This is a genomic window from Shewanella sp. LC6 (genome assembly GCF_006385735.2).
Classification (GTDB): Bacteria; Pseudomonadota; Gammaproteobacteria; order Enterobacterales; family Shewanellaceae; genus Shewanella; species Shewanella xiamenensis.
In genome coordinates this window covers 3,404,298-3,418,250 of the sequence record NZ_CP043902.1, presented here as the reverse complement: position 1 = coordinate 3,418,250, position 13,953 = coordinate 3,404,298, and the positions used below count along the sequence as shown (strand labels likewise).

The 13,953-nt window shown below is 45.9% G+C and carries 9 protein-coding genes and 1 pseudogene; 5 read left to right on the top strand and 5 right to left on the bottom strand.

Features of this window, described 5'->3' with window-relative positions:
* The first annotated feature begins 198 nt into the window (after nucleotides 1-198).
* Complete coding sequence (locus FJD32_RS15380) at nucleotides 199-2,016, top strand: M1 family metallopeptidase (protein ID WP_181159796.1); 1,818 nt, start codon at nucleotides 199-201, stop codon at nucleotides 2,014-2,016.
* Nucleotides 2,017-2,612: 596 nt separating this feature from the next.
* Here FJD32_RS15380 and FJD32_RS15375 read toward each other — a convergent pair.
* Nucleotides 2,613-3,098, bottom strand: coding sequence for a glutathione peroxidase (locus FJD32_RS15375; protein ID WP_037425797.1), 486 nt, complete (start codon nucleotides 3,096-3,098; stop codon nucleotides 2,613-2,615).
* A 147-nt stretch (nucleotides 3,099-3,245) separates the two neighbouring features.
* Between FJD32_RS15375 and FJD32_RS15370 the strand changes: the two genes are divergently transcribed.
* From FJD32_RS15370 to FJD32_RS15360, 3 genes are all read left to right on the top strand, one after another.
* Entirely contained in the window at nucleotides 3,246-4,616 is a 1,371-nt protein-coding gene (locus tag FJD32_RS15370) for a magnesium transporter (RefSeq protein WP_088585845.1), read from the top strand.
* Between the two features lie 27 nt (nucleotides 4,617-4,643).
* Nucleotides 4,644-5,153: a GNAT family N-acetyltransferase gene (locus tag FJD32_RS15365; protein WP_088585844.1), complete on the top strand. Its 510-nt coding sequence runs from the start codon at nucleotides 4,644-4,646 to the stop codon at nucleotides 5,151-5,153.
* Between the two features lie 162 nt (nucleotides 5,154-5,315).
* On the top strand, nucleotides 5,316-5,855 hold the full coding sequence (locus tag FJD32_RS15360) for a YfaZ family protein (protein ID WP_037416607.1): 540 nt from the start codon (nucleotides 5,316-5,318) through the stop codon (nucleotides 5,853-5,855).
* Nucleotides 5,856-5,912: 57 nt separating this feature from the next.
* Here the strand turns inward: FJD32_RS15360 and FJD32_RS15355 are convergent.
* Nucleotides 5,913-6,764 (bottom strand): annotated as a pseudogene (locus FJD32_RS15355) (DMT family transporter).
* A gap of 197 nt (nucleotides 6,765-6,961) precedes the next feature.
* Between FJD32_RS15355 and FJD32_RS15350 the strand changes: the two are divergent.
* A complete protein-coding gene (locus FJD32_RS15350) occupies nucleotides 6,962-8,629 on the top strand; it encodes a diguanylate cyclase (protein ID WP_122040752.1) in 1,668 nt (555 codons plus the stop codon).
* 60 nt (nucleotides 8,630-8,689) lie between these two features.
* Here the strand turns inward: FJD32_RS15350 and FJD32_RS15345 are convergent, their stop codons facing one another.
* The 3 genes from FJD32_RS15345 to FJD32_RS15335 form a co-directional block, all read right to left on the bottom strand.
* A complete protein-coding gene (locus FJD32_RS15345) occupies nucleotides 8,690-11,815 on the bottom strand; it encodes an NAD(P)-binding protein (RefSeq protein ID WP_122040751.1) in 3,126 nt (1,041 codons plus the stop codon).
* Between the two features lie 239 nt (nucleotides 11,816-12,054).
* Complete coding sequence (locus tag FJD32_RS15340; RefSeq protein ID WP_011626757.1) at nucleotides 12,055-12,213, bottom strand: hypothetical protein; 159 nt, start codon at nucleotides 12,211-12,213, stop codon at nucleotides 12,055-12,057.
* 288 nt (nucleotides 12,214-12,501) lie between these two features.
* Nucleotides 12,502-13,875, bottom strand: coding sequence for an RsmB/NOP family class I SAM-dependent RNA methyltransferase (locus FJD32_RS15335; RefSeq protein WP_088586964.1), 1,374 nt, complete (start codon nucleotides 13,873-13,875; stop codon nucleotides 12,502-12,504).
* Nucleotides 13,876-13,953 lie beyond the last annotated feature (78 nt).

Genomic DNA, 13,953 nt, shown 5'->3' with positions numbered 1-13,953 from the left:
TTTTTACTATTTTTCTTTATGCATTGAAAAATATGTAAATTTTATTTTTATGAGTTAACTAAAGTCGATTATAGCAAAACTTGGATTCAAGCATTGTTACAAAATGCCGATGCGAGGACAGTTTATTCGATTGCGCGTCGGTAAATCTGCGTCCGATAATATGATTAGATAATTTACCGTTCACAGGTTAGCTAAGTGATGTCATCAGAAAGCCAGCAAATGCCAATCGCTCCCGCAGCATGGGATTTAACTCGGGATTACCATTCCTTTGCCAATAGCGACCAAGTGCAGGTCACGCACTTATCCCTCGCGTTGAAAATCGACTTTGCGACTCGCACTTTGCTCGGGGAAGCGATTCTGTCACTTCGCTACTTTGAACCACAGACTAGCGAGTTATGGCTCGATAGCCGTGATTTACATATTTTATCGGTCACGACTGATACTCAAGAGCCCCTTGAGTTTGTGCTTGAAGTGCCAAATGAAATCCTCGGGCAGAAATTGGTGATCCAGCTACCCGCTGAAAAGTGTGAGCGAGTCTGTATTCACTATCGCACCTCGCCAGAAGCTGAAGGGTTGCAGTGGCTTATGCCTGAGCAAACGGCTGGCAAACAGTTACCTTATCTCTTTAGTCAATCTCAGCCCATTAATGCCCGCAGTTGGATCCCCTTGCAGGATACGCCAAAGGCGCGGATAACCTTCGATGCGAAAGTCCAAGTGCCCAAGGGAATGCGTGCAGTGATGAGTGCGATGAACCATCCAGATACACCGCTTGAAGGGATATTTACGTTTGAGATGGAAAAAGCCATCCCAACCCATTTGCTGGCATTAGCGGTAGGTGACTTGGCATTTCAAGCCATAGGCCCGCGCAGCGGCGTGTATACAGAACCTTGCATGTTGGCCGCCGCAGCAACTGAGTTTGCCGATACCGAACATATGCTAGATGTGGCGCAATCGCTATTAGGCCCCTATGCCTGGGGGCGTTATGACATGATCATCTTGCCGCCGAGCTTTCCGTTTGGTGGCATGGAAAATCCCCGTTTAGCTTTTTTAACTCCAACCTTGATTGCGGGAGATAAGAGCCTTGTGTCAACGGTTGCCCATGAGTTGGCACACTCGTGGACGGGCAATTTGGTGAGCAATGCCACATGGCGTGATCTCTGGTTAAATGAAGGTTTTACGACCTATTTCACCAATCGAATTGTCGAGGAAGTCTATGGCAAGGAGCAGGCTGAGCTAGAATGGGTGATTGAATTTGGTCGACTAAAAGAAGAAATGGCCGTTTTACCGCGCTACAGGCAAACGCTACCCGCCAATGTACAACAGGCCGATCCTAATCTGGCCTTTAACCGTTTTACCTATGATAAGGCGTCGATCTTCGTCCATGAATTAGAGCATCGACTTGGCCGCACCGAATTCGATAAGTTTCTGTTTGCCTATGTGCAGCACTTTGCTTTTAAGGCAATCACCACTGAAGAGTTTGTCAAATACGCCAAAGTCGCTTTAGTTGAAGCCTATTCCGATAAGATAAGCGAAGCCGAATTGTTGGAATGGATTTATGGCGAAGGGCTACCTCAAGGTTATGTGGGGCCCACATCGCGAAGTTTAGATAAGGTCGATAGCGCCTTGGAGGACTTTTTAAAGGGCAAAGTGGCCAGAGAGCTTAAGGTGCAAGGCTGGCGTGTCCATCACTGGCAATACTTTCTGACTCAATTGCCTGAAGTCTTGTCTCAGGTGAAATTAATGGATTTGGACGATACCTTTAAGTTAACCGAGTCGAGCAATGCCGAAATTGCCTGCGATTGGTTTAGGGTCGCTATCCGCAATCATTACGATCCTGTGCTGCCCGCTTTAAGCGCTTATTTACAGCGTATTGGCCGCGGCAAGTTTGTCCGTCCGCTTTACGCTGAGTTAAAGATTGCGGGTTATCATGCTGAGTTACAAAAGATTTATGCAAGCGCACGCGCAGGTTATCACCCATCCATTCAAGTACAGTTAGATAGGATGTTTAACTCGTAAAAACAGATAAAAAAATGGCAACCAAAGGTTGCCATAAGAAAATCAAGCTAGGAGACAAAGGAATTCAGTGCGCTAGCGTGTATTCGATTGCTTCCCAAAAGGGAGATGATGATGAACGACCAACCAATTCGACTCTATGCAATAACTTGAAACTGTTCCATTGAATTAAACGGCATGTTTTATCCATTTAATCCTTTGCTAAACTTTTCATTTAGCAATCAATTGTGCATTAAAGCGGATTTGTTAATCCTTACATATAGTCAGACTAAGGCATTTTCATAAAGTTCAGTTTGCGGCTAAAAATTTTTGAAATTATTTTCGACCATGCCGACATGCTAAATATAGAAGTTAGTGGGTGACTACATTTATTTTACAAATAAAACATAGACATAAAAAAAGGCAACCAATTGGTTGCCTAGTGACCTCTTCCTAGGTCAAGGGGGCCGCGCTAGAAGCCCCTGGGAGAATGATGAACATGAAAAAGACATTCGCTGTTCAATATGTTTGAGGGGCTTATAGGGTTAAAGTTCCATCGAAAATAAAAAATAACTTAACTTTTTATTTAATAGAAAAGTTTCAACGGGATAGCTCGCTGATTACTTTAAAAGCGTTTCTATTTTGTCGCTAATGTCTTCTGGTTTTGTGGTTGGCGCAAAGCGAGCGACCACTTCTCCCTGACGATTCACTAAGAATTTAGTGAAATTCCACTTAATCCGTTCTGTGCCCAATAGGCCCGGCGCTGCTTTTTTAAGATACTGATATAAAGGGTGAGTATGCTCACCGTTTACCTCGATTTTTGAAAATAGGGGAAAACTCACGCCAAAGTTGAGTTCACAAAAGCTTTGGATGCCTTTCTCATCGGCTTTTTCTTGGGCACCAAACTGATTGCATGGGAAGCCTAAAACCACAAATCCTTGTGCTTTATATTTTTGATAAAGCGCCTCTAAGCCTTTGTACTGTGGTGTAAAACCGCACTCACTGGCGGTATTTACAATTAAAATTACTTTGCCTTGATATTGTGCCAGTGCCGTTGGATTGCCTTGAATGTCGTTTGCGCTGTGGCTATAGATAGTCGATGTCATCATTACCTCCTTAGGTGTGATGATTAGCATAAATAATAGTTAAGTTGTTATCAATCAATTTGTGTGCAATTTATTCTGTGTGTTTGCCAATCTTCTTCAATATCAATATAGTTACGCTAATTTTTATCTCAGCAGAAGGGCGTTTATGTGACTGAACATGAAGCCGAATACGAAACAAACACACAGGCCGATGTCGGGCAGGTTGTTCAGCAACTCACTGAAGTTGAAGGTGAAGAACAGGCTGAAGTGTTCAGTGAAATCTTAAATGAAGCAGAGCCTGGTACTATTGCATTAGCACTGGAGTCTTTACCCCTAGACGAGCGTTACGAGCGTTGGCAACAGGTTGAGTTTAGTGACCGTGTGACAGTGCTGAGTTTAATGCGTGCCGATCCGCGTATGGGTATCCTAAAGCAGATGCCCGACAATGAGGTGGATCTGCTATTCGCGCAGCTCAGTCCTGAGGATTTGATTGAGTGGAGTGATTATCTCCCCGAAAGTTTTACCGACCGCGCCTTGGCGCAGATGGGCGAGCGTCAGCGGCAGCGTTTCGAGTTGTATGACCAATATTCGGAAAACGAAATTGGTCGTTATACCGATCATCAAATGTTAGTGCTCAGCGATAAGGCGACTGTGGCTCAGGCACAGCGGTTTTTCAGGCGAATTGAACTCGACTGTAACGACAACTTATTTATTGTCGATGAGGCGGATAAATACCTAGGTACGGTCAGACGTTATGATATTTTCAAGCATGATCCCTCTGAGCCGCTGATTTCACTGTTATCGGAAGACAGTCGTGCATTAACTGCGGATACGACGCTACTCGATGCCGCCGAGGCGATAGAACATAGCCGCGAAATTGAGTTACCCGTGATCGATGAGGCTGGGGAGCTGATTGGCCGTGTCACCCTGAGGGCCGCGACTGCCTTAGTGCGTGAACATTACGAAGCGCAATTAATGGCGACCGCGGGTATGGATGAGTCCGACGACTTATTCGCCCCAATCATCAAAGGTGCGCAGCGCCGCGCCGTGTGGTTAGGGATTAACTTACTCACCGCATTTTTGGCCTCGGCAACCATTGGATTGTTTGAAAACGTCTTATCTCAAGTGGTTGCACTTGCGGTACTTATGCCGATAGTGGCGTCCATGGGCGGGATTGCGGGGAGTCAGTCGCTCACCTTGATGATCCGCGGTATGGCGATGGGGCAGATCTCTGCGGGTAACTTATTCTCGTTAATGAAGAACGAGTTAGGGATTGGTTTAGTCAATGGCACTCTGTGGGCGATTGTTATTGGATTGGTGGCGGGCTGGTGGTTTGCCGACAGCACCATAGGCATAGTGATAGGTTGTGCGATTTTAATCAATATGGCGGTCGCGGCTTTAGCTGGGGTGATCGTGCCTATGGTCTTGCAGCGATTTAACCAAGATGCGGCGCTCTCTGGCTCGGTGATTTTAACCACTGTGACCGATGTGGTGGGCTTTTTCACTTTCCTCGGTATGGCGACGATACTCTATCTTTAAGTGGATTTGGTTGTTTAACTCATTTGTATGAATCAAAACGATATTCAATTTGTTCTTTGTCAAAACGCGGCCGAATTAGCGGCTGCGGCGGCATTAATTGACCTGCGGGATGACAACGCGCATCCCCTCGACCATCAGGCTTTTGCTCTGTCCCGCGCCGTGATATTGGCGAAGACTCTCGAAGGCGAGATAGTCGGCTGCGCAGCGATTAAGGCTGGTTCTGGTCCAGTGGGGGAACTCGGTTATCTGGTAGTCTCGCCTTTATATCGCCGCCGAGGCATCGCCCAAGGGCTTACCCTTATGCGAATTGAAGTGGCTAAAGCACAGGGAATCGCCCTGTTATTTGCCACTATTCGAGATGAAAACAACGCCAGCAGAGTGAATTTACTCAAGGCCGGATTTCACTTTTGGCGTAACTATTTAAGTATTCGAGGAACGGGGAATACCGTGGGTTGGTATTACTTAACCTTGTTCGATGAGATTGATATTGAAGGAACGATGCAAACCTTAGTGGGAAATCGTATACCAGCACCTTAATGTGTAAAAATTGTTTTATTTAGGTTTTGCTTATGTTTATTGCAGGTTTTTATTTGGTTTTAAATTCAAAAATATCGGCACCAAAATCCTAAATATGCAGATTTTCTTTTTTTATTCGGTATGATCCGCGCTATTACCCACAGTCATTATTGAGGTGTTTTTATGGCTAAATTCAGAGTAGCAAGTGTCTTATTATTGAGTGCAGCCGCGCTGCAAGTGAATGCGTCAGAATTTAATCTTGGCTTAAACAACGATGTCGTTTCTACTGAATTAGAGCTGCAAGTGAATAAAGATACTAATGCAGTATTAGGATATATTTATTCGGACGATAGCGGTCATATTGCTCAAGGTGCAATGCACATGACCCACGATGCGGGAGTGCATCATTTTGAAGTGGGCGCTAAGTTAAGCCAGTTATGGGCAGACGATGCGCCAAATGGCAGTACTGTGTCTGTCGGTGGTCGCTATGCGTTAGCCTTAGGGCCAAATATTTCTATACATGCTGCCGCTTACTATGCGCCATCGGTATTGTCTTTCGGTAATGTCGATGGTCAGTATGAATTGGATTCCAAAGTGCAATACAACATCAACCCAAATATGGCACTGTACGTCGGTTATCGTAAAATTGCCTTTGAATACGATAATGCTCGTGATTTTACCTTTGAAGATGGTGCGTACATCGGCGGTAAATTCCGCTTCTAATCGAACCAGTAAATTGGCGACCTAAATGTGTCGCCTCGAATTTAAAGCCGGCCAAGGTTACCTTTGCCGGCTTTTCCATTTAGCTTTGAGCTCGCTGTAACTTGGTAGGATGGAGGAGAAGAGCACTAGTCCAATGCCAATACACACCACAATGCTAAGGGTTTCATCTAAAAACCACCAACCAAACAACGCGGCAAAAATAAGGCCTGTGTATTCCACTGGTGCCATTTGGCTCGCATCTGCTCATCGATAGGCATGGATAATCAGGTAGGTCATGCCGATATAAAACACGCCTAAGGTTAAGCCGACTTGAGCGACGGGGAGATTAAAATCTGCGCCCTCGTACCAAGTTGCCGGTATCAGAAAAACCATCGCAAAGGCATTAGACCAAAAGAGTGTTGAAAAGGGATGCTCGTGGGTTGAGTATGCCTTCAAAATCAAGCTGTTTGTTGCAGAAGTCATAGCCCCAAAAAAGGCTAAGCCAATGTAGAGATTAAATTCAGTTGGTTGGCTTATCAGTAATATGCCCGTAAAACCAATGATGCCTGCTACTGTTCGGCGATAGCCTATGCGCTCATGTAAAAAGAACGCGGACAATAACAGCAGTAATAATGGCGAGGTATAAATGACTGCGGTGACTGTTGCGAGTGGCAGATGCAATACAGCTAGCATAAAGATAGCATTGCCTAAACCAATTAATAGCGCTCGGCTTAAGTGCACTTTGTAAAAGGGACTTAACTTGAGATTGCCCTGTAAACGCCAGACAAAGGGCAGTACCAAAAGTGTGGCAAATAATTGCCGGTAAAGTACAAGTTGAAACACTGGCGTATTAGTTTCAAGCAACTTAACCAATAGGTTACCGCTGGCTATCAACAATTGTGCCGCTAAAATCATCAATAAAGGTGCCATAGGTATCCATGTTAACGACTGATATTGAGGCTAAAGTGTGGTTCTATAAGTTAACGACTAAAATATCATCATAAGGCATCCAATTGCCGACTAATTTAGTCTAATCAATTGTAAAAAATAAAATGTAGTCATAAAGTTAACACTCTAAATTGATTTTCTGCGTGGAACTAAACGCGGGTATATAAACCAAGATACCAATGAGCAAAACTAACGTGCATAATTTCTGGTGCTTTTTGTTGCTGTTTTGGACATTTAGTCCATTTGCCCTTAGCGCTGAAATTGCGTTGGACTCCCCTTATTTATTCCATGCAGAAGATAACCAGCTCCCGCCTGCCGATTTTAATGAGGTAACTCAATGGATGAGCCTACTCAAAGAAGCTAGCTCTGTGAGTCTGGCTGGTGGCGACTATTGGATGGTGTCTCCAGTGATGGTTAATAGCCGTCAAACTCGTTGGGTAGTCGATGCCAGTAATTCTATTGTTGAATCGGTCGATTATTGGTTACTTGGTAGTGATGGCTCAGTGCAAACGGCCCACAGTGGTTACTATGCACCCTATGAATTTTTATTCGATTACGGTCGCAAGGTTCAACTGAATATTGGGACTGATTATTGGTTGGTGACTCGACTGAGTAGCCGCTATTATTCCTCCGCCCCGGAGCTGGCTTTAACGTCAGAAGAGGTGCATCAGTTAACCAACGACCGTGTGGCAATGGCGATACTGATTTGTTTAGGGGGATTATTGTTTATCGCTTTATATAATATACTGATTTATATCTCTATTTTTGATAAAGCCTTCTTATATTATGGCCTTTATGTATTGGCCTATTTTGGAGGTTGGGCATTAACATTCCATTTACCCGCTCACTTGTTTAACTATCATCAATTAGAACTACATCATCTGTTTTTTATCAGTTTGCCGATATTTAATATTATGTTCTACAAGCACTTTTTACAGTTGCCTAGCTATTCGCCCCGATTGTGGCGACTGAGCCAGTACTTATTAGTTGCGTGTATTTTAGCCTTGCCAACTAGTATTTGGTTATTGCCCTATACCGCGATTATTGCCTCAGTCTTAATCATGCTGTGGATTGCGTTGGCTATCACCTGTGGCAATGTGTGTTTGATGAAAGGCTTTGCCCCAGCGCGCTATTTCATCATGGCCTTTAGTTGTTTGCTGTTGCCTGCGGTGATTATTTTACCGGGCAATATGGGGATTACTCCTGATTTTATTGAGCATGCTGAATTTGCTACTTTGCTCGGCGGCACTGTAGATGCCTTACTGTTATCTCTTGCCTTGGCTAATAAACTTAAACTCCTTTCTGAAGAACGTAAGGCGCATATCGAAGAGTTAGGGATCGCTTGGGAAAAAGCAAGGCTTGATGGCTTAACGCGAGTCGGTAACCGTTATGCCTTTGATGAGTTTATGAATTCTCAATTGGCCTTTTCCAATAAGGTGGTTAACCCTATGGCGTTGGTGCTGCTGAATGTCGACAATCTCAAGATGGTAAATGATACCTTGGGACATCAAGAAGGGGATCGTTTACTACAAAGACTTGTGCAATTTTTGCAAGCGACCCAAATTGCTCACCTCAAGATTTACCGGATCAGTGGTGATGAGTTTGTGCTTATTCTGCCTGCAAATAGCATGGAAACCTTAAGTACAAGCTTAAAGGAATTAACGGTACAATTTGCCGCAGAAGGCTTAAAGGATTGTCAGTTTAGCTTTGGTTTTGCCATCAATAGTGATGTGTCAGATCCCCACGAATGGCTACGCTGCGCCGATAGCAACTTATATCAATCGCGAATGGAAAAACGTCGTCAAGAATACGCCGATAGCCGCGCGGGAGAGATAGCTTCGATCTGAGCTTGAACACATTCAAAGATTTGGACTACAAAGGGGCTGCATAACACAGCCCCTTTGTATTTAGGCAAAGTCTTTTTCACCTTTGATAATGGCCGGATGGCCGCAGATGGCTTTAGCGGTATGCATGCCCGCCATGGTTGCTGCCTCGACACAACCGGCGTTGAGGCCGGTTTTAATCCAGTCACCCGTCATATACAGATTGTCGATACCTGTACCATCCGTGGTGATCCGATATTGTGAGCTGCCTTTAACGGATAAGACATAACGCTCCGAAGGATCCACATTGGCGCGCCAATATTGGCTATCGAATCGCGCTTCGCCTTGGCGGTTTTGTTCATCGTGCAACCATTCCCAGGGGAAGGTATCGCCAACATGCTGCCACAGTTTATGAATTTCCGTATTGAGCTGATTGATGGCGCCAGCCTTAGCCTCGGCGGTTTTTCGCTGCTGGAAACCGATATCCGAGCTAGGAGGATAGGCATCCACGGGTAAAGCCGAGCAGAAATAACTGGCATTTTTAGGCTCTAGTCCGCGCCAGTCTTCTTTATCGAGTAATTGGTCCATTGATGCCCACGTATCGAAGGGCTCGGTAAAGCCTGATAAGACAGGCTGCTCGCCATTCTCAGAATAATTGGGCCAACCAATACCATTAAGATCTTGATTCATCCACAGTTGATAGGCTTGGGTCGCGACTGTTTGTACTTTATCGACACAGGTTTTGAGCGCCGGACTCTGCGCCATGACCTCGCTCGCCACATGGGGGACAGAGCCAAGAGACAGCCCAAAAATGACTTTGTCGAAATCTACACCTTTGATTAGACGTTTTTTCGGAAGTGCTTGACCAAATTGCGCCTCGTATAGATTGTCCCAATCGCTCCAGAAGTGCTCAAGATTAATATCATGGGCTTTTAGCAAAGCGGCTTGTGCAGGCTCTAGCTGATCATAATTTGGGGTACTTGGCCAGCAGGCTAAGCCTTTGACATCCACGAGTGGATTATACTCTTTGACAGAAGGTGCCAGAGCTACTTGCTCAGTGATTTCAATCGCTTGAATGCTGTTATTGCGACATTCTAAATTATCGACCCGATTGAAAAAGTGGAAATTAACCCCGCGACGTTTTAGCACTTCATAGTAGGGGGTAAAGACCACATCTCCCATGCCAGCTTGCATTTTCCACATAATCCCGCCTTGATAACACAGTGCGATACGCAGCATAGAGCGGATAATGGTGCCTGCTTCGACATTCGGTTTGTCAAAATTGCCTTTTTCGTAGGCAAACACCAGATCATAAAAACCGCGTACTGGCGCGCTGTCGACCGTGTATTTTTGACTTGCACCGTGTTTGATTAACCATTCGCGGTAATCGTAGTCGTTGATGGCATCGAAGCCCTTTTCAAACACATCGTCGACAAACATCCCTTTTAAGATGGTTAAGCCTAAATCGACGGCGATATACAGATGACGCAACTCGTCGTTAGTGTCTAAATGGTCGCTAAAGCGTTTAACCAGCCTTTGGTGCAGGGCATCGACGGCGGACTCGACCAAACCATCGTCACTCTCGCTGTGGACATGCTCATCGCATTCGAGGCCAATCATTTGATTAAAATGGCATTCTAGCTTGTCACCCAGGGCGTCGAGGGATTCCATCGCATCTTCTACCGAATCCTCTAACTTATCCTTAAGTCGTTCAAACCAGCTGGTATCGAGCCAGTTTTTCGGTGTCGCCATGGCTTTTTCATCGGCCTCCAGCAGGGAGTCCATGTCCTTTAGCCATTCTTTTATCCAAGCAAAGGCGGCCTTAACTACCTTCCAGAAGGTTAAAGTTTCGGTACCATCTCCAGGGATCCCTGGGAGTGTTGGAAAGGTGATTGGCCAGCTAACGGAGCGACCATTAATTTCCTCCTGTAGCACAATAAAGTTATGGGGTTTAAAGGCATCGAAGAAGGTGGCCAGCGGTGCTTCGGGCGGGCGGTTTAATTCTTCATAGGCTTTACGCATCAAGGCGCAGGCATTTTGATAAAAACCAAACCAGATATGCAGGCCATGCTCTTCAATCCGTTGCCCCATCGCGGCATTGCGGCCACTTGCGCCCTTGCCGCCGATTCGCCAGCCTAATTGATAGACATCAATCTCATATTGGTTCTGCCAGCCGGGTCTGTCGGTGAGATAACAGGCGGCGGTCATGGCGGCGACACCTCCGCCGAGAATGGCAATTTTTTGTTTTTTGATTTCAGAGTTATCGACCAGCACTTCGCCCGGCGGTACTTCAAAATCAAAGTTCACATGGTAGGGCAGTAATACATGCTGCTCGCCGACCTCGACGCCTAGGGTCTCTTTGAGTGGGAAGCTAGCGTTATCAAAAATAGTGGCGACAAAGTCATTTTCCAACAGGGCGACACTGTGCACTTTGTTGACCTGTGCGGGCGATGCAGTAATCGCCTGATAAACCGCTTTTTGGCCTGAAGCGTCCGGAAACTGCTTTAAAAACACTTGGTCGATAGCGGGCTTAAACAGCAAATGGAAGAGTTGCTCCTCACCGAGCTTATCCAGCTCTGGAATAAAATCCGTTTGTTCTTTAAAGAGTTGCCAGGTTTGGGCTATGGCTTCTAGCGTGGTGAGCTGCGCCTCGGGCTTGGCATTGCAATTCACCTCAATCAGCGGGTGCATGGCAAGTTCAGTGTCAGGGCTAAAGTGTAAGAAGCTCTTTGTTGCCAGGGATAGGCGGGTTAATGGCTCTCCGACTGCGGGCATAGTGTATTCACACAAATACTTGGGATAACCGAATAACTCGCGGCCATTGATCAGGGCCATTGCATCATTCACCCAAATATGCAGCGGCTGAAAATACACATGGCTGATGGATGTGCTGTTGCTATTGTCTTGGCGACCGACCATGACCCAAGTGATGATGTCGGTTTCTTGGATCCAACCCTTGGCCCTGTCGGTTGGGTCTTCTGAATAGGCTTTCTCGATTTGGGTAAAAGTTGTCAGTACAAAGGGTGACAGCACTTTAAAGTACATGGCGCTTCCGGCCACTTGATTAAGGGTTTTATCGATAGAACGCTGTAAGTTGGCGAGTTTTCCCTTAAGAAAAAAACCGTACATATCGGCTTTATTCAATACTAAGGGCGAGTGCATTAACATACTGCCTGGGGGATAGATAAAATCGGGGCGTTGTTTTTCCATGGGATCATCCTTTAAACCCGTAAAGATGTGTAAGGTAGTTTTTGTCGACAAAAAAGCATGAGTAAACCCTAAAGAGCATAGGGTAAATAGGCCAATTAGCCTATTGATTTTACAATTGAATTAAAAGATGAATAGAGGGAAAAACTTAGATTAACTAGCAAGTTGGATTAACTCCAACTTGCTGGGATTTGACTGCTTATAAAGCTCGAATTTGCTAAGGCAAACGGGTCGTAGTTCAGTTACTTCGATTTATGCTGATAGAAATCCACCTCTGCATCATCTGAATAACGGCGCTTAGTATCCCTGCGACGTTGTTTTACGCGTTTGTTTTTTTGCTTACCTTTGACGTTATCGCCCCATGGCGCATCATCGTCGTCAAATTCATAGGAGTGTGACATGGTCAAAATTCCAAAAATACCTGTGCCATTCTCAGCACCCGATCTTTTTACCCAAAGGTGAGATTAAGCTAAAGCGAAATATTTAATCACTGATGGTGAAAAGTTTTGTCCAAGAAGGGGCGATACGTCTCTGTGGAATTGCGTTGGCGATTTTACCCCGCGCCGTAGGGTTTATCTTGATGATTATTAAATGAATAAGTGAAAAAGCGCATTCATATTGGGTGGAGGTAAAAAGAATGGCACTCAGAATATGAGTGCCAAGTTCTGATAAAAAATAAGGAGTTAGTGCTACTGCTTGTGTTGCATACGCGCCACAAACATTCCATCTGTGTTGGCTTCGAAGGGCCACACGGTCAACATTTCTGTTTGTTCGCCTGTAAAGGGGTGGCGGATCGGCACTAGGTTGAACTCGGGATGTTGTTGTAAAAAGGCGGAAACTACTTGCTCATTTTCAACCGGTGACAGTGAGCAAGTGGCGTAGACTAAGCTTCCGCCCCGTTTTACCGCCTTACTGCTGCGGCTTAATATATCCAGTTGCAGTGCTGCTTTATCTGTGACGGCATCGAGGCTGTCGAGCCAGCGCATATCTGGGTTACGGCGCCACGTGCCCGTGCAGCTACAGGGTGCGTCGACTAATACCCCGTCAAAATGGTTGGCGTCGACCGGCAGTGCATCACTGCGCCAGCGAGCAATGCTGATGCCGTCAAACTTTGCCCGTTGGGCGCGTTTGCTGAGTTCTTCTAAGGCGTGGGCGCGAATATCCGACGAGACTATGCTGCCCAAAAATGGATTGTGCTTAGTCGTGGCCGTTTGCATTAGAGCGCGCAATTGCAGGGTTTTTCCGCCTGCGCCGCTGCAGGCATCCCACCAATGTTGCCAAGGCTCTGGTGCACAAATTTGACCTATCACTTGCGAGGCTAAATCCTGGATCTCGATTTTGCCTTCTTTATAGAGTGATATTTCATTGAGATTCATGCTCTTAGTGCCAAGGTTTATGGCATCTGCAAAATAGGGGCTGAGACTCGCATCAATCTCTAGCGCTTGTAGTTGCTTAACAGCTGTTTGGCTGTTGATTCCCTGTGCACGTCCCCAAATTGGTGGCCGGCTAGACATGGCTTCGATGAGATTTGGGCGCAGCTCTGGGGCAATTGGGCAGACCTGCCAAAACCATTCAGGCAATAAATCCGCGAGTTCGAAGGACACTTCGGGAAATTGGCGCCGTACCAGTGCCAATTTATCCGTTAAGCTATTAACGCTAAGGGATTGAAGCTGTTGATAATCAGCCGGCGATTGGGCGAGCTCATGCCAGGCTTGGGCAATATCTTGCCATGGATGGGCTTCGATTAAGGCGCTCGCGCTCAGCATTGCAAAAAAGTGATCCGCCTGCTGATGATCGGCCGTGGCTTTAAACCAGCCCCACCAACGGAACAGGCTAAATAAGGATTCGCGGATGACCTTGCGATCCTTGGAGCCGTGCTTTTTATGTTCCCTAAAGTAGTTCGCGAGCACTCGGTCGGCGGGTTGCTTGGTATTTAAAATCTCATCGAACAATAACTTAATGGTATTGGCATAACTTAATCCGCGTTTTTGCGCGAGGGTTTGCGGTTCGATATTCACTGTAGATGCCATGGTTGCTGATGATAAGCCGTTTGGATTGCCCATAAAGTTAGCCTGAAAAGTGGCTCGGCCAAGTGACATCCATCCGGTGGGATGAATATGGCCAAGCAAATCAATAAGTGG

Coding starts and splice junctions, on each gene's coding strand:
- FJD32_RS15380 (WP_181159796.1), top strand. CDS start 199: ATGTCATCAGAAAGCCAGCAAATGCCAATCGCTCCCGCAGCATGGGAT.
- FJD32_RS15375 (WP_037425797.1), bottom strand. CDS start 3,098: ATGACATCGACTATCTATAGCCACAGCGCAAACGACATTCAAGGCAAT.
- FJD32_RS15365 (WP_088585844.1), top strand. CDS start 4,644: ATGAATCAAAACGATATTCAATTTGTTCTTTGTCAAAACGCGGCCGAA.
- FJD32_RS15360 (WP_037416607.1), top strand. CDS start 5,316: ATGGCTAAATTCAGAGTAGCAAGTGTCTTATTATTGAGTGCAGCCGCG.
- FJD32_RS15350 (WP_122040752.1), top strand. CDS start 6,962: ATGAGCAAAACTAACGTGCATAATTTCTGGTGCTTTTTGTTGCTGTTT.
- FJD32_RS15345 (WP_122040751.1), bottom strand. CDS start 11,815: ATGGAAAAACAACGCCCCGATTTTATCTATCCCCCAGGCAGTATGTTA.
- FJD32_RS15340 (WP_011626757.1), bottom strand. CDS start 12,213: ATGTCACACTCCTATGAATTTGACGACGATGATGCGCCATGGGGCGAT.
- FJD32_RS15335 (WP_088586964.1), bottom strand. CDS start 13,875: ATGGGCAATCCAAACGGCTTATCATCAGCAACCATGGCATCTACAGTG.